We start from the raw sequence: 21,884 nt of genomic DNA, 5'->3' as shown, positions 1-21,884 counted from the left end.
CAAGGCCGGGTTTAATCCAGGCGCTGGAACGATGCCGATTGTGCCTTGGGCCAGTACAGGCCGAACACGGGCGGCAGCTGCGGCAGCTGGCTCGGGTCGAGCAGCTGGCCCGCTTCCAGGAAGGGCAGCAGGGCCGACGCCAGTTTCACCTGGTTCGGCGAGATGCGCCGCACCAGGTGGTGCGGGCGCAGTTCCTGCGGATGCGCCAGGCCGGCGGCGGCGATCAGTTCGGCCAGCGCCTTCATGGTGTTCTGGTGGAAGTGCGCCACGCGGGCGATTTTGTCGGATACCACCAGCGCGCGCTGGCGCTGCGGGTCTTGCGTGGCCACGCCCGTGGGGCAGCGGTCCGTGTGGCAGCTTTGCGACTGGATGCAGCCCAGCGCGAACATGAAGCCGCGCGCCGAATTGCACCAGTCGGCGCCCAGCGCCAGCAAGCGGGCGATGTCGAAGGCCGTGATGATCTTGCCCGAGCAGCCGATCTTGATCCTGTCGCGCAGGTTGGCGCCCACGAGGGTGTTATGCACGAGTACCAGCGCTTCCTGCAGCGGCGTGCCCACGTGGTCGGTAAATTCCAGGGGCGCCGCGCCCGTTCCCCCTTCGCTGCCGTCGACGACGATGAAGTCGGGCGTGATGCCCGTTTCCAGCATGGCTTTCACGATGGCGAAGAATTCCCACGGATGGCCGATGGCCAGCTTGAAGCCCGTCGGCTTGCCACCCGAGAGCGTGCGCAGGCGGTCGATAAAGTGCAGCATTTCCAGCGGCGTGGAAAAGGCGCTGTGCGCCGCCGGCGAGACGCAATCCTCGCCCACCATCACACCGCGCGTGGTGGCGATCTCGATCGTCACTTTCGGGCCGGGCAGCACGCCGCCGTGGCCCGGCTTGGCGCCCTGCGACATTTTCAGCTCGATCATCTTGACCTGCTCGGAGCTGGCGTTGGCGATGAAGCGCTCTTCCGAAAACGTGCCGTCCTGGTTGCGGCAGCCGAAGTAGCCTGAGCCGATTTCCCATACCAGGTCGCCGCCGTTTTCGCGGTGGTAGGGGCTGATGCTGCCTTCGCCCGTATCGTGCATGAAGCCGCCGCTGCGCGCGCCGCCGTTCAGGGCCAGGATGGCGTTGGCCGACAGGGCGCCAAAGCTCATCGCCGAGATATTGAAGACGCTGGCCGAATACGGCTTATTGCGCGGGCAGTCCGGGTGGTTGCCGATCTCGATGCGGAAGTCGTGGCCCGTGACCTTGGCGGGGGCGATGGAATGGTTGATCCATTCGTAGCCCGCTTCATACACGTCGAGCTGGGTGCCGAACGGGCGCTTGTCCGTCTGCTCCTTGGCGCGCTGGTAGACGATGCTGCGCTGGCTGCGCGAAAACGGCGTCGCCTCGCTGTCGCTTTCCAGGAAATACTGGCGGATTTCGGGACGGATGCTCTCAAAAAAGAAGCGGAAATGCGCGAGGATGGGGTAGTTGCGGCGCAGGGCGCGCTTGGTTTGCAGCAGGTCGCTGATGCCGACCAGGGTCAGCGCACCGGCCAGCACGGGCAGCCAGTAATGGTCATAGTAAAACAGGGACAGGACAAAGATGGCTGCCGTCGCAATGAAGGTCAGGTAGCGAAATGGTACTAGATGCATGGGCACTCCGGGGAAGTCAGACTGATAACTGATGAGTCTACCTTCGATTCGCGGAACGTGCTGGTGGGAAAGAACGCGGCGCCCAGAGGACGCCGCGCACGGTATTTAACGCTGTGCCGCTCTGATGCGCTCGATGCGTTCGGCGCTGGCCGGATGGCTCGACAGGTAGGGCGTGCCATGGTCCAGCTTGCCCAGGGCGACAAACACCTGCGCCAGGTGTTCCAGCGCGATGCCGTTCTGACGCAGCATGGCGATCGCGTAGTCGTCCGCCTCGCGCTCGACATCGCGCGAATACTTCAAGTCCAGCAGCAGCGGCGGCAAGGTCGCCACCACGGTCGAGACATCGCCGAACAGCAGTGCCGCGCCGGCGCCCACGGCCGAGGTCTGGATCAGGCGGCGCGTCAGGTGGCGCTGCTGCAGATGCCCCAGTTCATGCGCCAGCACGCCCATGATGGCATCGTCGTCCGGCATCAGTGCCACCATTTCATCGGTCAGCACGATGTCGCCGGACGGCAGGGCGAACGCGTTCGGACCGATCTTGCTCTTGCGAAAAGCGATGCGGTGCGCGGGCGCGCTGTCGCCGGGCGTGGCCAGGCGCGCGAACCGGGCGCGCAAGGCTTGCTGGCGCGCGCCATCGAGCTTGCTTGCTTCAAACACGTGACCGTCGAGGAAATCGAGCACGCCCTGGCCCAGCTGGCGCTCGACGGACTGGGGAATCGCATACGCGACGCCCTTCGCCACCACGGGCAGCAGGTACTGATAGCTGAGCCACAGGGCCAGCACGGTGGCGACCGTGGCCAGCAGCGCGCCGCGCCAGCTTTGCTGCAGCCGCACGACCCAGCCGTCGCGGTGGCCCGTCTCATGCAGCACGTCGTTGAAGGCCGCCTGGTCGGCGATCTCCAGGTAGGCGCCGTCGGGAAAGCTGACCTTGCGCACGGCGTGGCTGCTGCGTTCGGACACATGCAGCTCGCCCAGCGGGCAGCTGCGCTCGATATCGCCGGCCAGCACGGCCGTGCCATCGCGCACGCTGAGTGTGACGTGGTACAGGCGCGAGGTCTGGCCGTCGAAATAGCGCGCGGGCACGGGGGCCGCGCCCGGCGCGTGGTGATCGAGCGTCATGCTACAGCGACAGGTCGAAGTCCAGCAGATCGACCATGCCTTCGCCCGTGGCAGAGACTTGCTCGCCGGTGGCGGCGACGAAGGCGTCCAGGCTGCCGTGCACCAGCATCGACGTCGCTTCCAGGCGGTACTTCAGCCAGCGCACCTGGGCGAATGGCGAAAACAGGCCCAGGGTGACGACGATACCGAGCAGGTTGGTCAGCATGACGAAGGTGGTGCGGCCCCAGGTCAGCTGCGACTGGAACTGGTGCTGCTGCAGGCGCGTGTGGTTCCAGATCAGGTTCTGGATCATGGTCAGGAACAGCGGCAGCACGATAAAGGCCCACGCATACAGGGCGGCCACGGCGCCGAAGATGCTGCCGGCCTTGGTGACATCGTTGGCGTTGCTGGCAAAGGTGGCGAAGACGCTGGCGAAGACGACAAAGATCAGGACCAGGAAACCGGCCAGCAGCAGGGCGAAGAACAGCAAATAGGTCTTGTAGAAGCTGCCAACCGAGGCATCAAAGCTGAAATTGCTGCTGCCGAAGCGGCTTTGCGTGTGCTGGAAGCGCTTCAGGCGCTGGTGCAGGAACGGCGTCATCAGGCCAGCCGTGAAGGTGTTCAGGATGGGCAGCCACAGGAAGTATTTGTAGGCTTCCCTGGCGCTGCCGTCGAAGCCGAAGCGGATGCCGCGGTAGCTGGTGTTGTAGAGCTTGAACTGCAGGCTTTTCCAGACCAGCCATGGCAGCACGGCCATCATCAGCACGAGCATGATCAGGCCGACGATGGGCGAGATCTGGAAGGCGATGTTGTAGCCGCCGATCAATACCACGGCCGCGATGCGGCCCTTCAGGATGGCGACGGCATTGCCGTGGTATTCGAAGCTGCTGCCAGCCAAGTGGGTGCTGGAATAGAAATAGCGGTTGCGCCGTACCTTGGCCCAGGCGGAATAAATGCCCAGGGTGACGATGCTCAGCAGCAGGTTGACGATCCAGATACGGAAGTATTCGCTGCCGGTGGCGCTGAAGGTAATGGCTTCACGCTTGGGCGTGGTGTTGTTGGTGTCGAAATCCACAGGGGAGTTTCCTTACTTATTGGAAACAAAACAAGATAAGGGAAGATTGAAAAGTTATCAATTGAAAATAGTGTTTTTCGCAATTATTTTTGGTGCGCGGCCCCTGCGGCCGCGATTTTCCCATCCCGGCTATACTGGGACTCAACCATTGCCAACGGAAATCGCCATGATCGTCGTCCACCATCTGAACAATTCGCGCTCGCAGCGCGTGCTATGGCTGCTCGAGGAACTGGGCCTCGACTACGAGGTCAAGCGCTACCAGCGCGACCCGAAAACCATGCTGGCGCCCGCTTCGCTGAAGGCCGTGCATCCGCTGGGCAAGTCGCCCGTGATCACGGACGGCGCCAACACCATCGCCGAATCGGGCGCCATCATCGAGTACCTGGTCGAGCGCTACGGTAATGGCCGTTTGATCCCGGCGGCCGGCACGCCCGAGAAGCTGCGCTGGACCTACTGGCTGCATTTCGCGGAAGGCTCGGCCATGCCGCCGCTGCTGCTGAAACTGGTGTTCGACAAGATCGAATCGTCGCCGATGCCGTTTTTCGTCAAGCCGATCGCGCGCGGCATCGCCGGCAAGGTCAAGAGCAGCTTCATCATGCCCAATATCAACAGCCAGCTGGCCTATATGGAAGCGGAGTTGGAGAAAAGCAAATGGTTTGCCGGCAATGAATTCACGGCGGCCGACATCCAGATGAGCTTTTCGCTGGAAGCGGCCGCCTCGCGCGGCGGGCTCGACGAGCGCCAGCCGAAGCTGACGGCCTTCCTGCAGCGCATCCACACGCGGCCGGCCTACCAGCGGGCGCTGGAACGCGGTGGCCCTTATGATTTCGCCAAATAAGGGGTATTCGAGGCCGATGTGCGGGGAACCATACGGTAAAATGATCGATTCAACCAGTATCCATTTACCGCATGGCCAGACTCCTCGCTATCGACGGCTTGAATATCGTACGCCGCGTCTACGAAGCCAGTCCTGAACCCGATTCCGACCTGAAGGCGGAGATCGCGCTGCGCCATGCGCTGTCGTCGTTCCGCACCCTCATCAACGACCACGAGCCGACGCACATCCTGCCGGCCTTCGACTTTGGCGGACCCACCTGGCGCCACGCCCTGTATGCCGGTTACCGCGAAGGGCGCCAGCCCATGCCGCAGGTGCTGCGCGACGCCTTGCCCGGCTTTTACGCCACCCTGGCCAGCTTCGGCATGCACGTGGTCAGCATCCCCGAGGTCGAGGCCGACGACGTGATCGGCACGGCCGTCATGCGCTGGCTGCACGAGGGGCGCGGCGCGGCCGTCATCGCCACCACCGACAAGGATTTACATGGCTTGATCGCCCACGGCGCGCTGGTGTGGGACCATTTCAAGGGCGTCTGGCACGACCACGCCTGGGTCGAGAAAAAGTTCGGCGTGCCGCCGGAACTGCTGCCCGACCTGCTGGCGCTGATGGGCGACGTCACCGACAGCATCCCCGGCGTGTCGAAGATCGGCCTGAAGACGGGCGCGAAACTGTTGCGCGCCTACGGCAATATCGACGCCGTGATGGCTGGCGCGGGGATTTTGCCCGGCGCGCTCGGTGAAAGCCTGCGAAAAGAGCGGGAAATACTGTATCTTTCAAGAAAGTTAGTAGAACTCAAGACGGACGTGACGTTGGGCGTGACCTGGAACAAGCTGGCGTGGGAAAAGTAGAGTGCCCAAAAAAAGCTCATGGCGTTGTTGCCTTGCCTCGTCGTACATTCGTACTGCCTTCGGCAACGCGCCTAGCCCTGAGCATTTTGATGGGCGCTCTCTGAGTGGAACTCGCAATAGAAAATCAAGCAAGGGAAGTAATCATGATGTTAAAGACAGTCCTGATCGATAGCAGCGCCGTGGCGCGCGGCCTGCTGAACACGGTCCTGACCGATGGCGGCTACGATGTCTGCGGGCAGACGCATACGAGCGCGCTGGGGCTGGCGCTGCTGGTCAAGCACCACCCGCATTTCGTCTGCATCGCGCGCGAGCAGGTGGAAGATGGGACGAATGTGGTGCAAACCATCCGCGCCCAGTATCCGAAGACGCTCATTTTCATGGTCTCGGGCGGCATCGACGCCGCCTCGCTGCAGGCGGCCCACGCGATGGGCGTGTCGGGCTTCATCGTGAAACCCTTCATGGCCGACACGGTCCTGAAAACCGTGCGCAATACGGTGATCGCGATGGTGCGCAAGCAGCAGCAGGCGCTTGCTGCCGCTGCGAAAGACACCTGATAAAATCTACTGCGCGTCGCGATTTGCGGCCGGCGATGCTCACTGTACTAAAAGTACAGTTGCGCTTCTCGGCCACAACTCACTGCCGCTCGCTACGATTTTCTCAGGTGTTGTTATTGAGTTGGATTGGTAAAAATCTACTTAACCAAGTTAACTTTAGGCCAGGCCCGTCGCGCTGGCGATGATGCCGCCGCCGAGGCACACGTCGCCGTCGTACAGCACGGCCGACTGGCCTGGCGTGACGGCCCATTGCGCCTGGTCGAAGGCCAGGCCGAAGTGTTCATTTCCATCCGGCAGCAGCTGGCAAGCCACGTCGGCCTGGCGGTAGCGCGTCTTGGCGCTCAAGGCGCCCGCCTGCGGCGCCGTGCCGGCGACCCAGCTGGCCTGATCGGCGCTCAAGGCCGGCGACAGCAGCCACGGGTGGTCGTGGCCCTGCACCACCCACAGGGTGTTGTTGGCGATATCCTTGCGCGCCACATACCAGGCGTCGCTGCTGCCGTCCGCATTCTGGTATGACTTCACGCCGCCGATGCCGATGCCCTTGCGCTGGCCCAGGGTATAAAAACTCAACCCCACGTGTTCGCCCACCGTCTTGCCGTCGGCCGTCTTCATCGGGCCCGGCTTGTACGACAGGTAGCGGTTCAAGAATTCGCGGAACGGGCGCTCGCCAATAAAACAGATGCCCGTCGAATCCTTCTTTTGCGCGTTCGGCAGGGCCAGCTTCTCGGCGATCTGGCGCACCTGCGTCTTCGGGATTTCACCGAGCGGAAATAAAGTCTTGGACAACTGCGCCTGGTTCAGGCGGTGCAGGAAGTAGCTTTGGTCCTTGCTGGCGTCGACGGCCTTGAGCAGTTCATAACGGCCCGCGTCGGTCGGCGCCTGGCGCACGCGCGCATAGTGGCCGGTGGCGATCAGGTCGGCGCCCAGGGTCATGGCGTGGTCGAGGAAGGCCTTGAACTTGATTTCGGCGTTGCACAGCACGTCCGGATTCGGCGTGCGGCCGGCCTGGTATTCGCGCAGAAAATCGGCGAACACGCGGTCCTTGTATTCGGAGGCGAAATTGACGGCTTCGATATCGACGCCGATGACGTCGGCCACGCTGGCCGCGTCGATCCAGTCCTGGCGCGTGGAGCAGTATTCCGAATCGTCGTCATCTTCCCAGTTTTTCATGAACAGGCCGATGACTTCATAGCCTTGTTCCTTCAGCATCCATGCCGCGACTGAGGAATCGACCCCGCCTGACATGCCGATCACGACTTTCTTCTTGCTCATCTTGCTTTCCAGTGTACTTTAGATAATATTGCTATGCGCTATTGAAAACGGACGCATGCGTGTGCAGCAGGGCCAGCGGCGCGCGCCGCCCGGCCAGGTATTCGTCCACGCACTGCAGCACCAGCGGACTGCGGTGGCGCTCCTGGCACGCCGCCAGTTCGTCGCGCGTCATCCACAGGGTGCGAATGATGCCTTCGTCCAGCGGGCGGTCGTGTTCGGCGCCGGCCGTGCCGCAAAAGGTGAAGCGCAGATAGGTCACGTCCTCGCCCGTGCGCAGTGACTGGTAGCGCGACATGTACATGCCGACCAGTGCCGTGGGAATGAAATCGTAGGCCGCTTCTTCCAGCGTTTCGCGGATCACCGCCTGCTCCAGCGACTCGAACGGGTCGAGGTGGCCGGCTGGCTGGTTGAGCTTGATGCCTTCGCTGGTCTCTTCTTCAATCAGTAAAAACAGGCCATCGCGCTCGACGATGGCGGCCACGGTGACAGAGGGTTTCCAGATTCTCGGCATGATTCCATCCTTGAAAGAGCCGACATTTTATCTTGTTCTGCGCGCGCGGTTTGAAGCCGGCCTTTTGTTGCGCGGACATATTGATAAATGACAACGTTTTAGCAAATAGCGGTGGGAGGTACTTACGTCTTTCCCGGGGAGCACACTAGCATGGGGGCTGAGTTGGCAAGATGGCAGGAAGCGCCCGCTAATATAGGCTTTCCCTGTGGTCAAAACAAGCGCGCACGCTTGCTCGACTGTGGTGAGATTGACACACCTTTCCCACAATATGGGCGCCGCGCCGCATGGTGAAACAAATCATGGATGCGGATGAAATTAGTGTCGTACGACTAAAAGTTGCTGCTTCACAAACGTTTAACGCGCTGCTTTCCGTGTTAGATTCTAGTCAGTTTATCAATTAGCGGAGGCATCATGAGGATAGGCATACCGGCCGAAACACGGCCTGGTGAAACCCGGGTGGCAGCCACGCCCGAGACAGTCAAGAAGCTGGCAGCCAAGCATCAGGTCGTCGTGCAGTCGGGAGCGGGCCTGCAAGCCTCGATTCCCGACGACGCCTTTGCCGCCGCCGGCGCACAGATCGGCACTGCCCAGGAAGCCTATGGCTGCGCCATCGTGCTCAAGGTGCGCGCACCCGATGCCGAAGAACGGACCCTGATGGCCAGCGGCACGGTGCTGATCGGCATGTTGAACCCGTTTGACGCGGACAACATCGCCGCCATGGCCACGGCCGGGCTGTCCGCCTTCGCCCTGGAAGCCGTGCCGCGCATCACGCGCGCGCAGTCGATGGACGTGCTGTCGTCGCAGGCGAACATCGCCGGCTACAAGGCCGTGCTGGTGGCGGCCAATACCTACCAGCGCTTCATGCCCATGCTGATGACGGCGGCCGGTACCGTCAAGGCGGCCCGCGTGCTGATCATGGGCGTGGGCGTGGCCGGTTTGCAGGCGATCGCCACGGCCAAGCGCCTCGGTGCCGTCATCGAGGCGTCCGACGTGCGCCCGCCCGTCAAGGAGCAGGTGGAATCCTTGGGCGCCAAGTTCCTCGACGTGCCCTTCCTCACGGAGGAAGAAAAGGAAATCGCCAAGGGTTCGGGCGGCTATGCGCGCGCCATGCCGGCCGACTGGATGCGCCGCCAGGCCGAACTGGTGCACGAACGGGCGAAACTGGCCGACATCATCATCACCACGGCACTGATTCCCGGCCGCGCCGCGCCCGTGCTCATTTCCGAAGAGACGGTGAAGGCCATGAAGCCGGGTTCCGTCATCGTCGACCTGGCCGTGGAGCAGGGCGGCAACTGCCCGCTGTCCGAGCTGGGCAAGACGGTCGTCAAGCACGGCGTCTACATCGTGGGCGAGCCGAACCTGGCGACCCTGGTGGCGGCCGATGCCTCGGCCCTGTATGCGCGCAACGTGCTGGACTTTTTAAAGCTCATCATCGACAAGGACGATCAATTGCTGATCGACCGCGAGGATGAAATCATCAAGGCCAGCCTGGTTTGCGCGGACAGCGTGATCTTGCGTAAATAAGTTACGAAAATAATGCGGCACAGGGAGAAAACAACATCATGGAAATCAGTCACACCATCACCAACCTGATCATCTTCGTGCTGGCCATTTATGTCGGCTACCACGTCGTCTGGACCGTCACGCCCGCGCTGCATACGCCGCTGATGGCCGTCACCAACGCCATTTCCGCCATCATCATCGTCGGCGCCATGCTGGCGGCCGGCCTGACCGATGGCCCGCTGGCGCAAGTGGCCGGCACCCTGGCCGTGGCGCTGGCCGCCGTCAATGTGTTCGGCGGCTTCCTCGTCACGCAGCGCATGCTCGAGATGTTCCGTAAAAAAGAACCGAAGGCCAAGCAAGGAGCAAAAGAATGAGTCACGCCATGAGCTTCGTCACCATGAACCTGGTGACGATGATGTACCTGATCGCCTCGGTGTGCTTCATCCAGGCCCTGAAAGGCCTGTCGTCGCCATCGACGGCGCGCCGCGGCAATGCCTTCGGCATGAGCGGCATGGCCATTGCCGCCGTCACCACCGTGGCGCTGATCCTGAAACTGAAGGAGCAGCAGACGGGCGGCATGGGCCTGACCCTCGTCCTCATCGGCATCGTCACGGGCGGCGCCATCGGCGCCTACCTGGCGAAAACCGTGGAAATGACGAAGATGCCGGAACTGGTGGCGGCCATGCACTCGCTGATCGGCCTGGCGGCCGTCTGCATCGCCGTGGCGGCCGTGTCGGAACCGTGGGCCTTCAATATCGCGAAACACGGCGAGGCGCTGCCCATCGGTAACCGCTTCGAACTGTTCATCGGTACCTTCGTCGGCGCCATCACGTTCTCCGGTTCCGTGATCGCCTTCGGCAAGCTGTCGGGCAAATACAAGTTCCGCCTGTTCCAGGGCGCGCCCGTCAGCTTCAAGGGCCAGCACATGCTCAACCTGGTGCTGGCGCTGGTGATGGTGGGCCTGGGCCTGGCGTTCTGCTTCGCCGATGGCGTCGAACCGGCGTGGACGCCGTTCGTCATCATGACCCTCATCGCCTTCGCGCTGGGCGTGCTGATCATCATCCCCATCGGCGGCGCCGACATGCCGGTGGTGGTGTCGATGCTCAACAGTTACTCGGGCTGGGCCGCGGCCGGCATCGGCTTTTCGCTGAATAACTCGATGCTGATCATCGCCGGCTCATTGGTCGGTTCGTCCGGCGCGATCCTGTCGTACATCATGTGCAAGGCCATGAACCGCTCGTTCTTCAACGTCATCCTGGGCGGCTTCGGCGGCGATGCGCCGGCGGCAGGCGCAGCCGGCGCGCAGGAACAGCGTCCGGTCAAATCCGGTTCGGCCGACGATGCCGCCTTCATCATGAGCAATGCGGAAACCGTCATCATCGTGCCCGGCTACGGCCTGGCCGTGGCGCGCGCGCAGCACTCGCTGAAAGAACTGGTGGAAAAGCTCACGCACAAGGGCATCACCGTCAAGTACGCGATCCACCCTGTGGCGGGGCGTATGCCGGGCCACATGAACGTGCTGCTGGCCGAAGCCGAGGTGCCGTACGACCAGGTCTTCGAGATGGAAGACATCAATGGCGAATTCGGCCAGACGGACGTGGTGCTGGTGCTGGGCGCGAACGACGTCGTCAACCCGGCGGCGAAGGACCCGAAATCGCCGATCGCCGGCATGCCGATCCTGGAAGCCTATAAGGCCAAGAGCATCATCGTCAACAAGCGCTCGATGGCGTCCGGCTATGCGGGTCTGGACAACGACCTGTTCTACCAGCCGAACACGATGATGGTGTTTGGCGACGCCAAGAAGGTGATCGAGGATATGGTCAAGGCCATCGAGTAAAGTCTCCCGGTGCCGAAGGAGCGGCCCGCCTTGCGCGGGCCGTTTTTTATTGGGCGGCCGCTGCGGCCACGACTTTATTGCGTCCCTGGTGCTTGGCCGCGTACAGGGCCTTGTCCGCTTCCGACATGGCCGCGTCCAGGCTGGCGCCGGCCGTCAGGGACGCCACGCCGATGCTGATGGTCACCTGCAGTTCGCCGCCATCGGGCAAAGGCGTGATGGCGGCGGCCACGGCCGCGCGGATGCGTTCGGCCACCTGGTGCGCCTGCCGCAGGCTGGCGTCGGGGAACAGCAGGCCGAACTCCTCGCCGCCGAGGCGCGCCGCCACGTCGGTGATGCGTCCCGTGTCGCGCAGCGCCTGCGCCACCGTGCGCAGCACGGCGTCGCCCACGGCATGGCCATAGCGGTCGTTGATCTTCTTGAAATGGTCGAGATCGGCCACGCCCACGGTCAGGGCGGCGCCGCTGCGCGCCGCGCGCGCCATCGCCTGCGTGGCTTGCGCTTCATAGGCGCGCCTGTTGGGCAGCGACGTCAGCGCATCGTGCAGCGCCTGCTGTTCCAGCTGCGCCAGCAGGCTGGCGTTCTTTGCCGCCAGTTCGCGCCGTTCGCGCACGTCGAGCAAGAAGGCGCCGAAATAGCGCATGCCGTCGACCACGCCCAGGTCCAGCGCCTTCATTTCGATGGGAATCATCTGCGTGTCGCGGTGGCGGATGGCGAATTCGCGTATCTTGCCCAGCACGCTGGACGTGCGCGAGCTGCGGATGTAATTGATCACGTGGTTGTCGTGCTGCGCGCCGACGGCATCGGGCAGCAGGCCGTTCAGGGTCTGGCCCAGCAGTTCCCCGCTGGCATAGCCCGACAGCGCCTGCATGGCGCCATTGATATAGCGGATGCGGCACTGCTCATCGATGATGATGACGGCGTCGAGGGCGTCTTCCAGCAGACGGGAAAAAAGCACTTCGGGAAGCGCTGCAGGCGGTGCTGCGGGCAATGCATCTGTCATGGAGCGGTCGCCAAAAACCAGGTGACAGCCATTGTCGCATCCGCGGGCCGTTTACTCCATGCCGGATATGTTCCCTGTTTCTTTTTCGCCCGTGCTCTTTGCTTATTGCTAAGGCTCAGCGGCGGCCGTACATCATCAGTTCCGCCAGGCTTTTGCGCGCCGGGCGGAAGGCGTCCAGCAAGCCTAGCGACAGGCCCAGCAAGCCTTGCGCGGGGGCGCTGCCCGTGAAGATGCGCGCCATGGTGTCGGTCACGCGCACGGTCAAGCCCCGGTCCGCCTGGCGCAGGCTGGCGTAGCGTTCCAGCGCTGCGGGGCTGCTGTCCTGCGCCAGCACGCGGGCCAGCACGGCGGCGTCGCGCAAGCCCAGGTTCAAGCCTTGTCCGGCCACCGGGTGCAGGGTTTGCGCGGCGTTGCCGATGGCGACCGTGCGCGCCGTGCCGTTCGCCTGCGCGTTCAGGCCCAGCGGATAGGCCAGGCGCGCCGTCGTGTGCGTAAAGCGTCCCAGGCGGCTGCCGAAGGCGGCGCCCAGGCGGACCAGGAAGGCAGCGTCGTCCAGGGCCAGCAATTGTTCGGCGCGCGTGGGCGGCACGCACCACACCAGCGCGTAGCCGTCGTCTTGCGGCAGCAGGGCCAGCGGACCTTCGTCGGTGAAGCGCTCATACGCGCGGTGCGCGATGGGAGCACTCGTGCGCACATGGGCAATGATGGCGCTTTGGCCATAATCGCGGCTGACGGCGCGTTCCGTCTGCTGGCCGAACAGGCCGCCCTCGGCCTGCACCAGCAGGCTGGCGCGCAAGCTCGACGGGGCGCCCGCCTGGTCGATCTGCACGGACACGCCGTCGGCGTCTTCCTCACTGCCCGTCACCAGGGCCGGGCGCAGGCTGGCCACGCCCAGGCGCTCGCACACGTCGGCCAGCGCGCTGACGACGGCGCCGTAACGCGCCACGTAACCGAGCGCCTCGACGCCATGCTCGCCGCGGTCCATCAGGCTGCGCCCGAACTGGCCGCGGCGCGAGACGTGGATCTGGTGAATAGGCGTCGCTTCCACGGGCCAGGCGCCCGCCTCCTCGAGTATCTGGCGGCTGCCGTGCGACAGGGCGATGGTGCGCGGGTCGCGCCGGGCCTGTTCGATGGATTTGGCGTCGAGCAGGGCGATGCCGGCGGCGCGGCTGCCACGCTGCACCAGCAGGGCGGCCAGCGCCATGCCGACGGGGCCGGCGCCGCAGATGGCGAGATCGAAAGTGGACGGTGTATGCATGCGGCGGCGTTAATCCTGTGACATCAGTTGTTCGATTTCAGCGACGCTCTTGGGCGCCGAGCTGAAGACTTCATGGCCTTGCGGCGTGACCAGCACATCGTCTTCGATGCGGATGCCCGTGTGCCAGAACTGCTCCGGCACGCCCGCGCCGGGGCGCACGTAGATGCCCGGTTCCACCGTCAGCACCATGCCCGCTTCCAAAGCGCGCCAAGGCTTGCCGGGCGCATCCGTGTCGCGGTAGGCGCCCACGTCGTGCACGTCCATGCCCAGCCAGTGGCTGGTGCCGTGCATGTAGAAGGGCATATAGGCCTTCTCGGCGATGACGTCTTGCGCGCCGCCGTTTTTTTGCCGCTCCAGCAAACCCAGGTCCAGCATGCCCTGCGCCAGCACTTGCACGGCCGCCTCGTGGATGGCGCTGTGCGGCAAGCCGGGGCGCACCATGTCCAGCGCCGCCTGCTGCGCCGCCAGCACCAGCTCGTACAGCGCCTTTTGCGGGCCGCTGAAACGGCCGTTGACGGGCCAGGTGCGCGTGATGTCCGAGGCGTAGCCATCGAATTCGCAGCCGGCGTCGATCAAGACCAGCTCGCCGTCTTTTAATACCGCGTTGTTGGCGCTGTAGTGCAGGATGCAGGCGTTGCCGCCGCCGGCCACGATGGAGGAATAGGCGGGGAACTGCGCGCCGCTGCGGCGGAATTCGTACAGCAGTTCCGCTTCCAGCGCATATTCGTGCAGGCCGGGCCGCGTGGCGCGCATGGCGCGCGCGTGGGCGGCGCTGGAAATGGCGGCGGCGCGGCGCATCAGCTGCTGTTCTTCTGGCTCTTTCAGCAGGCGCATGGCGTCGAGCATGCCGTTGAGCTCAATTGCCATGGCGGGTGCCGTGACGCCGCTGCGGGCCTTTTGCCGCACATTGTGCCGCCAGAGCTTCACCTGCGCATCGAGGCTGCCGCCCAGCGCATAGTAAATGGCGGGGGAGTCGGCCAGCAGGCGCGTCATTTCCACGTCGAGTTCCTCGATGGGGAAGGCGGCGTCAAAACCGAAGCTGATGCGCGCCGCCTCGGGGCCATGGCGGAAACCGTCCCAGATTTCGCGCTCCGTATTCTTGGCGCGGCAAAACAGGATGGCGCGCGCGGGCGCCGTGGCACTGGCGGCCACCAGCGCCACAGCGCTGTCGGGTTCCGTGTAACCGCTGAGGTAATAGAAATAGCTGTCGTGGCGGTACGGATAATCGCAATCGCTGTTGCGCGGCACTTCGGGCGCCGTGGCGAGGATGGCCACGCTGCCCGGCAGCATCTGTGCCAGCAGCGCCGCGCGCCGTGCCGCGTAATTGGCCATCATGTTGCGCTGGCCTTGGCCGTCAACCCGTTGAGCGCGTCGAGCTGCTTTGGGGTGCCCACATTCGTCCACTCGCCAGTATAGACTTCGCCGCCCACGCGGCCCTGGTCCGCGTACCGGCGCAGCAAATCGCCCAGTTTGGCGTGGCTGCCCGGCGTGATGCCATCGAACATTTCAGGGCGGTACACGCCGATATTGGCGAAGGTCCACTTGGTCTCGTCCGTATTGCTGATCGAGAACAGGGTCAGGCCGAAGTCGCCTTGTGGGTGGAAGTCGGGATTGGGCACCAGGTAGGTCCAGGCGATGTCGCGCTGGTCGGCCGGATACGGCGTGCCCAGCACATCCTTGTCGGCCAGCACGTCGAGCACTTGCTTGAAATCGAAGTAGGGGCAATAGATATCGCCGGAAATGGCCAGGAACGGTTCCTCGCCCAGCAAGTGACGCGCCTGGGCGATGCCGCCCGCCGTTTCCAGCGGGGTGGTCTCGGGCGAGTACGCGATGCGCGCGCCATATGCGCTGCCGTCGCCCAGGGTTTCCTCGATCAGATGGCCCAGGTGGGAATGGTTGATGACGATGTCCGTGATGCCGGCGCGCACCAGGTTCAGCACATGCCAGACGATCAACGGACGGCCGCGTACTTTCAGCAGCGGTTTGGGGCAGGTATCGGTAAGCGGACGCATCCGTTCACCGCGGCCTGCGGCAAAGATCATGGCTTTCATGGTGGAATTCGTTTTCTGTGCAATAAGTGAAAGGCGGGGCCTTGGCCCCGCAGCGGACGGGTCAGGTGCGCCGATTAAAAAGTGTAGCCGACTTGCGGCGTCTTGTTTTCGAGGGCATCGAGCAGACGCACCAGCGGCTTGAGTTCCGTGTAGCGGTTGGCCGTCTTGCGCACGTAGTCGAGCACGGTCGGCAGGTCGCCCATGTACAGATCCTTGCCGTCGCGGTAGTTCAGGCGCGCGAACAGGCCGAGGATTTTCAGGTGGCGCTGCAGGGCCGTGAATTCGAAATCACGGTAGAAGGCGTCGATGTCGGGATTCACCGGCAAGCCCAGCTGCTTGGCGCGCTGCCAGTAGCGGATCACCCAGTCCAGTACCAGTTCCTCGTCCCACTGGATATAGGCGTCGCGCAGCAGCGAGGCGATGTCGTAGGTGACGGGACCGAAGACGGCGTCCTGGAAGTCGAGGATGCCGGGATTGGGGATCGAACCATCGTTGATGTGCATCAAATTGCGCGAATGGTAGTCGCGGTGCATGAATACTTGCTGCTGCGACAAGATATTCGCCGTGATGGCTTCGAAGACCTTGTCCAGCTGGGTTTGTTGCACATCCGTCAAGGTAGCGCCCAGGTGTTTGCCAATAAACCATTCCGGGAACAAATTCATTTCGCGCAGGATGAAGGCGCGGTCGAATTCGGGCAGCACGTCGGGCTGGCTGGCCAGCTGGATTTTCATCAAGGATTCCAGCGCTTCGGCGTACAGCACGCTGGCGTTGTCGTGGTTCAGGGCATCGAGATAGGTGGTCGTGCCCAGGTCGGACAGCAGCAGGAAGCCCTGCTCCAGGTCTTGCGCGATGATGTCGGGCACGGACACGCCGGCGCCTTTCAGCAAGCCGGCCACCTTGACAAAGGCGGGCACGTTTTCGCGCTCGGGCGGCGCATCCATGGCGATTAGTGTACTTCCTGGCAATGTTGTATTGCCAGGCAGCACATCGAGGCGGTAGTAGCGGCGGAAGCTGGCATCGCTGGAAGCGGGGCGGGCGGAATCGGGCGAAACGAGGTTAAGCGAGGTCAACCAGGCTTTCAACAGGGTCAGGCGAGCGTCGGCGGATGCCGGCGCGGCAGGGGAATTGGGGGAGAATGACATTAAGCGGCCTGTGGAATCGGGTTGATGGTGCGGAGGGTAGGAGAACCCCATTGCTGGAAGCTCTCCCCCCTAAGAACCGTGCGTGCGACTTTCACCGCACACGGCTCAAGCATAATAAAAGTCCCTATGCAGGGACCGGCTTCGCAACGTGTAAATCGTTTGCGTGCACATTTATATGGCAATTTGGGTGCAATAATACGCGATTTCCAAGGGCGTCGGAACCTCCTGCCACACGGTGTTCCATGTGGTGGTCATGCCATCCGGTTTCCATGTTCATCTCGTATCCACACAGAGCGCACAAGCCACGTTGGTCGAGGTAGAGCTTGGCCCACTCACGCCGGTAAGACATGTTTTTCAACATGCGTTCCTGCCGAAGGGTTTCGCCGTACAGTTCCCATTGCGGATCGTAGGGGTGATAGCCGCCCTTGATCTTCGTGTGACGCAGAATCGCTGTACCTGGTAACGAGTACAGTTCCTTCATGGCCTTATTGCCATTTTTTGTGACAACGTCCGCTGCAAACACCTGATTTCCACTTTCGGTTGGGCGCCAGTATCGGTCGCGTATCCAACTGTCGGTTTTCTTCGGATGCCTGCGCATTGCCCAGCGACGAAGCCGCCAGTACAGCAGCGACTCCATCGTCGAAAACGCCTCCTTGGCGACGACAGGGCTGTGATATTGCGCCCAGCCCCGCAGCATGGGGTTCAGCAATCGAATGAGATTCTCCTGCTTCGCCCCGATGTTTTCGCTGATCGTCTTCCTCAGCTTTTCATAGAATGCTTTCATGTTCTTCTTACTTGGCTTGATGAGTAGTGTCCCGGAATATTTTCGGAAGTTCCACCCCAGGAAGTCGAAGCCCTCATCGATGTGCACGATCTTGGTTTTGACACTGGACAGTCGCAATCCTCTGACTGCAAGAAATGCTTCGATCCAAGGCCTGATTTCCGTCTCCAGCAGTTCCTTCGATCCACTGGTAACGACAAAATCGTCCGCATATCGCACGACACCGACTTTGAGCTTGCCTGCCTTTGACTTGCCGAATTTCGCACCGAGGTGCGCAATCAGTTCAGTCTCCAGCCCGTTCAACGTCCAATTCGCAAGGGCAGGGCTGATGATGCCGCCCTGTGGCGTTCCAGCTGTGGTTGCCATCAATTGCTTCCGGTCAACTACCCCGGATTTCAGCCATTTAGATAGGATCAACTTATCCATGAAGACATTGTCGACCAGCCATTGATGGTTGATATTGTCGAAAAAACCTTCGATATCCGCATCTAACACCCAGGTTGCCGACACTTTCCGGCAGGTCTGGAGAAAAATTTGCGACATCGCATCGGCCGTTGAGCGATTTTTGCGAAACCCGTATGAGTTGGGATCACTCAGCGTTTCCAAGACCGGATCCAAGGCCAGCAGGTGAAGCGCCTGCATCGCCCGGTCCCGCATGGTAGGGATGCCCAGTGGGCGCATCTTTCCATTTGACTTGGGAATAAAGACCCTCCGTAATGGCAGGGGCCGATAGCCTTGTTTCTTCAACTGCGCAATGGCAGCGAACTTCTGCGTTGCTGAGTCCCACAACTGCTGGTCCACGCCTGCGGTTCGTTTGCCTTGATTCTCTGTCACTCGTTTGACTGCCAGCGCTTTCGCGCTGAACGAGTGGGTTAGCCACCTTTGCAGCGCTTTCGCCCTGCGCCAGTCGCCTTCCTGTATCGCCTTCGTTAATCGATGCTGCATGGCTCTCACGTTGCGTTGTACGAGCCGCCAGTTGATGGCGACCCATTCAGTTGGCACGTGCGAGGACGCAGAACCGGCAAGACTGCTAGCGGTTACTTTCATGCTGAACCTCGTGTAGTTGTTCCGACGAGACACAGCGCACCCCGAAGGGTGAGCTGCCTCCCTTCGGGGTGGTTGAAAATGATGACTGCCTGGAGCCAGTACAGTCGTATGACGACTATTACACCAGATGGAAGTGGGCACCCTTTCAGGCCGGGACAAATCTTGAATCCCTATCCGGACCATTACAGCCCGGCATTCGCTTTCTCCATCCTCCTCTACCCGCTCCCCCAAGGGCGTGCCTTGCGGTTTGCTTGCCGCTATCTCGGTTCGTTGATCGAGCGGCAGGGAATCGGGCTTACCACGTTCCCAACGATATCGACGCGACAGCTACATCGCGACTGGCTGTTTAGGGCCCATCTTTCCCCCGGTGGCTGAATGACGACGTATCCCCAGAATCCACGGAGATAACCAGCCACATACCGTTTGGTTTAGGCCTGCCAGCAGCTTTGGCCTATTAATATTTACGAGGGTTCAAACGATGGTTCACATCACATTGCCCTTGCAGCACTCACCTAGCCCCTGGACCGCATCGCTGCTCGCAGTCTCCAGCCAGGCGTTCGCACGCCGGGCTGCCGGAAAAGAATGGGGGTACGTTGTCCCTGAGGCTTTGCACCCCGCCGTTACCGGCGACGCGCACTCAAGTAGGTGACAGATGGTCGTACATCTAGTCATGGCAGCAGTTGCAACACTGAAGCATGACAAGATATCGAAGAGTTTCACTCGGGTATGACTCAGCTGAGAGAAAACCGAGTCTTGCAGAGAACTGTTGAAATATAGAAAATTGTAAGCAAATGTAAAATATCCACAAGCTTTGCAAATAAACTACAGTTTCAATGTTTTATGTAAACAAATCAGGCAAAGGAATAGCGACTCGCCGGTGATTCGGCGGACGTATAAGACTGACAAGGCACCTTCTCGTAGCGTGTCTTGTCTTGCCAAGAATGGGTACTCCGGGGAGCCCCTCACTGTTTTATCACTGGTAAACCAGGGATTTGCCTGCGCAGTTCCTGCGCTGCTAGCCGTTACTGCCACGTTGCGACCGGGGCCAGCTACCCGAGCTTTAAGGCGTGTCGCACAGATTCCCATATAATAAGGGATTCAAATCAAAAAATCGCCTGTCAATGGTGCTTGCCCCTTCCAATTCATGAGCTGGTTTTCGGCCTCCCCCCCTTCGCAGCGCTGGGCTTTCGCCATCAGCGCGCTCGTCGCCGCTACGACGGTGCCTGTCCACGCCCAGAAAGCACCGCGTCCGGTTCATGTGGAAGATCCTGACGCGCCCACCGTCATGACGGCGAACAGCATGAACGGACGCCCGGAACGGGAGATCAATCTCGACCAGAATGTCGTGATTGAGCGCGGAAAAACCACAAAAATGACGGCCGATACAGCTTGTTACAAACAAGTTGAAGATCAGTTCGATGCCGAGGGCCATATCAAGATGTGGCGTTTCGGCGATTACTATACGGGCGACGTCCTGAAGCTGAACATGGAAACCGGCAAGGGTTTCCTGCTCAACCCGACTTACCGCTTCGCAGTGGGCGGCGGCCAGGGCAAGGCCGAGCGCGTCGACTTCATCAATCCCGACGAAGCCAATGTTATCGACGGCACCTACAGTACTTGCGAGGGACCGAATCCGGACTGGTACCTGAAATCGAGCACCTTGAACCTCGACACGGGCCGCGACGTGGGCACGGGCAGCAAGACCATCATCTATTTCAAGGACGTGCCTATCCTGGGCACGCCGGGCATCTCGTTTTCGCTGTCGGGTGCGCGCCGCTCGGGCTGGCTGGCGCCCACGCCGGGCTTTGCCTCGAAGAACGGTTTCGAGCTGCTGATGCCGTATTACGTGAACATCGCGCCGAACCGCGACCTGACCCTGTACCCCCGTTACATCCAGCGGCGCGGCATCCAGCTCGGTGCGACGGGCCGCTACATGGGCGAGACGGATGCAGGCTTGTACCAGGGCGAAACGTCGTTTGAGTTCTTGCCCAACGACAAACAGACCAAGACCAACCGCTACATGATCAAGTCCAAGCATGAGCAGGCGCTGGCCAAGGACTGGAGTTACAGCTGGGATCTGCGCGAAGCGTCCGACAATAATTACCCGAACGATTTTTCGAAAACCGTCGCCACCGCCACCGAGCGCCAGTTGCTGCGCGAATTGCGTACCGATTACCGCACCGAGGACTGGAGCCTGACGGCGCGCGTGCAGAATTACCAGGTGCTGCAGGATCCCGATGCGGTCAACAATCCCGGCCTGACCGTCACGCGTCCGTATGACCGCTTGCCGGCGGTGAACTTTCATGCTGGCAAATACGATGTCTGGGGCGGCTTCGACTGGACCTTCGACGCGGAAGCGACGCGCTTCGCGCATCCGACTCTGGTGCAAGGCTCGCGCCTCGTGGCCGTGCCGCAAGTGAGTTTCCCCATCCTGCGTCCTGGCTACTTCATCACGCCCAAGCTGATGCTCAATGCCAGCGCGTATCAGCTCGACAATGACGCCAGGACCAAGGCGTTGTTCCCGTCGACCTCGTTTACGCGCGCCGTGCCGACGTTCTCGGTCGACAGCGGGCTGGTGTTTGAACGCGACACGAATCTGTTTGGCGCCAAGGGCGGCACGCAAACCCTGGAGCCGCGCCTGTTCTACGTCTACACGCCGTACCGCGACCAGTCGCAGTTTCCGAACTTCGATACGGCCGCTGGCACGTTCAACCTGACGCAGATCTTCACGGAAAACCGTTTTGTCGGCAGCGACCGCATCGGCGACGCCAACCAGGTGACGGCCGCCCTGGTATCGCGTTTCCTGCAGGCGGACGGGACGGAGCGCATGCGCCTGACCTTCGGCCAGCGTTTCTACTTTGCCGATCAGCGCGTGCAGCTCAATTCGAGCACGCCCGTCAATCAGTCGCGTTCGGACATCCTGCTGGCGGCGACGGGCCGCGTGTCCGAGACTTGGACCGCCGACAGCCTGGTGCAGTACAATCCCAGCGACCGTCAACTGGTGAGCTACAACTACACCTTGCAATATCAGCCCGGTGCCAAGAAAGTATTGAATTTTGGCAATCGTTTCCAGCGTGGGGCTGCTGGTTGGCGCAATGTGGAAGTGTCGTCCCAATGGCCGTTGACGGACCGCCTGTATGGCGTGGGACGCATCAGCTACTCCGTGAAGGATCGCAGCATGCTGGAAAGCCTGGTCGGCCTGGAATACAAGGGCGATTGCTGGGTGTTCCGCATGGGGGCGCAGCGTTTCGTGACGACGAACAAGACCGTCTCGACGCCGATCTTCTTCCAGCTGGAATTGACGGGCTTGTCGAGTGGCCTGGGTCTGGGCGCGAATGGCCTGGAAACTTTTACAAAAACCATCCCTGGTTACCAGACACTGAGCCAGCCACTCCGTTAAGATAGGCACCGTTGCCGCCGCCGGTGTTCCCGGCGCTGGCACAAACCGGT

General features: G+C 61.9%; 18 protein-coding genes. 7 read left to right on the top strand and 11 right to left on the bottom strand.

Annotated features, from left to right (window positions below):
- Window positions 1-11: 11 nt before the first annotated feature.
- The 3 genes from ACQ4WQ_RS22700 to ACQ4WQ_RS22690 form a co-directional block, all read right to left on the bottom strand.
- A complete protein-coding gene (locus ACQ4WQ_RS22700) occupies window positions 12-1,622 on the bottom strand; it encodes an FMN-binding glutamate synthase family protein (RefSeq protein WP_326459834.1) in 1,611 nt (536 codons plus the stop codon).
- A 105-nt stretch (window positions 1,623-1,727) separates the two neighbouring features.
- Window positions 1,728-2,741: a M48 family metallopeptidase gene (locus tag ACQ4WQ_RS22695; RefSeq protein ID WP_436500164.1), complete on the bottom strand. Its 1,014-nt coding sequence runs from the start codon at window positions 2,739-2,741 to the stop codon at window positions 1,728-1,730.
- 1 nt (window position 2,742) lies between these two features.
- Window positions 2,743-3,795, bottom strand: coding sequence for a YjgN family protein (locus tag ACQ4WQ_RS22690; protein ID WP_436500162.1), 1,053 nt, complete (start codon window positions 3,793-3,795; stop codon window positions 2,743-2,745).
- Window positions 3,796-3,961: 166 nt separating this feature from the next.
- Here ACQ4WQ_RS22690 and ACQ4WQ_RS22685 point away from each other — a divergent pair, with 166 nt between their 5' ends.
- The 3 genes from ACQ4WQ_RS22685 (at window position 3,962) to ACQ4WQ_RS22675 (ending at window position 6,032) form a co-directional block, all read left to right on the top strand.
- Window positions 3,962-4,633 (top strand): glutathione S-transferase, encoded by a 672-nt coding sequence (locus ACQ4WQ_RS22685; RefSeq protein WP_436500160.1) that lies wholly within the window; start codon window positions 3,962-3,964, stop codon window positions 4,631-4,633.
- A 71-nt stretch (window positions 4,634-4,704) separates the two neighbouring features.
- Complete coding sequence (locus tag ACQ4WQ_RS22680) at window positions 4,705-5,478, top strand: 5'-3' exonuclease (RefSeq protein WP_070220600.1); 774 nt, start codon at window positions 4,705-4,707, stop codon at window positions 5,476-5,478.
- Between the two features lie 146 nt (window positions 5,479-5,624).
- Window positions 5,625-6,032 (top strand): response regulator, encoded by a 408-nt coding sequence (locus ACQ4WQ_RS22675; RefSeq protein ID WP_086144753.1) that lies wholly within the window; start codon window positions 5,625-5,627, stop codon window positions 6,030-6,032.
- 156 nt (window positions 6,033-6,188) lie between these two features.
- Here ACQ4WQ_RS22675 and mnmA read toward each other — a convergent pair whose 3' ends face one another.
- Together mnmA and ACQ4WQ_RS22665 are read right to left on the bottom strand one after the other, a co-directional pair.
- On the bottom strand, window positions 6,189-7,304 hold the full coding sequence (mnmA, locus tag ACQ4WQ_RS22670; RefSeq protein WP_326459830.1) for a tRNA 2-thiouridine(34) synthase MnmA: 1,116 nt from the start codon (window positions 7,302-7,304) through the stop codon (window positions 6,189-6,191).
- Window positions 7,305-7,335: 31 nt separating this feature from the next.
- The gene (locus tag ACQ4WQ_RS22665; RefSeq protein ID WP_010401817.1) at window positions 7,336-7,815 is read right to left on the bottom strand and encodes an NUDIX hydrolase; all 480 of its coding nucleotides are present in this window, start codon (window positions 7,813-7,815) and stop codon (window positions 7,336-7,338) included.
- 411 nt (window positions 7,816-8,226) lie between these two features.
- Here ACQ4WQ_RS22665 and ACQ4WQ_RS22660 point away from each other — a divergent pair, with 411 nt between their 5' ends.
- Genes ACQ4WQ_RS22660 through ACQ4WQ_RS22650 form a run of 3 tightly spaced genes read left to right on the top strand, consistent with a single transcriptional unit; the run spans window position 8,227 to window position 11,155 of the window.
- Entirely contained in the window at window positions 8,227-9,339 is a 1,113-nt protein-coding gene (locus ACQ4WQ_RS22660; RefSeq protein ID WP_326459829.1) for a Re/Si-specific NAD(P)(+) transhydrogenase subunit alpha, read from the top strand.
- A gap of 38 nt (window positions 9,340-9,377) precedes the next feature.
- The gene (locus tag ACQ4WQ_RS22655; protein WP_034745644.1) at window positions 9,378-9,692 is read left to right on the top strand and encodes an NAD(P) transhydrogenase subunit alpha part 2; all 315 of its coding nucleotides are present in this window, start codon (window positions 9,378-9,380) and stop codon (window positions 9,690-9,692) included.
- An 8-nt stretch (window positions 9,693-9,700) separates the two neighbouring features.
- The gene (locus tag ACQ4WQ_RS22650; protein ID WP_326459844.1) at window positions 9,701-11,155 is read left to right on the top strand and encodes an NAD(P)(+) transhydrogenase (Re/Si-specific) subunit beta; all 1,455 of its coding nucleotides are present in this window, start codon (window positions 9,701-9,703) and stop codon (window positions 11,153-11,155) included.
- A 46-nt stretch (window positions 11,156-11,201) separates the two neighbouring features.
- On the opposite strand, the gene ACQ4WQ_RS22645 is transcribed toward ACQ4WQ_RS22650, so the two are convergent.
- The 6 genes from ACQ4WQ_RS22645 to ltrA form a co-directional block, all read right to left on the bottom strand.
- Window positions 11,202-12,155, bottom strand: coding sequence for a GGDEF domain-containing protein (locus tag ACQ4WQ_RS22645; RefSeq protein ID WP_436500157.1), 954 nt, complete (start codon window positions 12,153-12,155; stop codon window positions 11,202-11,204).
- 115 nt (window positions 12,156-12,270) lie between these two features.
- The gene (locus tag ACQ4WQ_RS22640; protein WP_326459827.1) at window positions 12,271-13,413 is read right to left on the bottom strand and encodes a UbiH/UbiF/VisC/COQ6 family ubiquinone biosynthesis hydroxylase; all 1,143 of its coding nucleotides are present in this window, start codon (window positions 13,411-13,413) and stop codon (window positions 12,271-12,273) included.
- 9 nt (window positions 13,414-13,422) lie between these two features.
- The gene (locus ACQ4WQ_RS22635) at window positions 13,423-14,745 is read right to left on the bottom strand and encodes an aminopeptidase P N-terminal domain-containing protein (RefSeq protein WP_436500270.1); all 1,323 of its coding nucleotides are present in this window, start codon (window positions 14,743-14,745) and stop codon (window positions 13,423-13,425) included.
- A complete protein-coding gene (gene murU, locus ACQ4WQ_RS22630) occupies window positions 14,745-15,464 on the bottom strand; it encodes an N-acetylmuramate alpha-1-phosphate uridylyltransferase MurU (RefSeq protein WP_436500155.1) in 720 nt (239 codons plus the stop codon). The genes ACQ4WQ_RS22635 and murU overlap by 1 nt, the downstream gene beginning before the upstream one ends.
- 74 nt (window positions 15,465-15,538) lie before the next feature.
- Window positions 15,539-16,606, bottom strand: coding sequence for an aminoglycoside phosphotransferase family protein (locus ACQ4WQ_RS22625; RefSeq protein WP_326459825.1), 1,068 nt, complete (start codon window positions 16,604-16,606; stop codon window positions 15,539-15,541).
- A gap of 124 nt (window positions 16,607-16,730) precedes the next feature.
- Window positions 16,731-18,434 (bottom strand): group II intron reverse transcriptase/maturase, encoded by a 1,704-nt coding sequence (gene ltrA / locus ACQ4WQ_RS22620; RefSeq protein WP_436500153.1) that lies wholly within the window; start codon window positions 18,432-18,434, stop codon window positions 16,731-16,733.
- A gap of 1,144 nt (window positions 18,435-19,578) precedes the next feature.
- On the opposite strand from ltrA, the gene ACQ4WQ_RS22615 reads away from it, so the two are divergent.
- Window positions 19,579-21,834: an LPS-assembly protein LptD gene (locus ACQ4WQ_RS22615; protein WP_436500151.1), complete on the top strand. Its 2,256-nt coding sequence runs from the start codon at window positions 19,579-19,581 to the stop codon at window positions 21,832-21,834.
- Window positions 21,835-21,884 lie beyond the last annotated feature (50 nt).

The organism is Janthinobacterium goodfellowi, from assembly GCF_051380695.1.
GTDB lineage: Bacteria > Pseudomonadota > Gammaproteobacteria > Burkholderiales > Burkholderiaceae_D > Janthinobacterium.
This window is presented reverse-complemented; position numbering and strand designations above follow the sequence as displayed.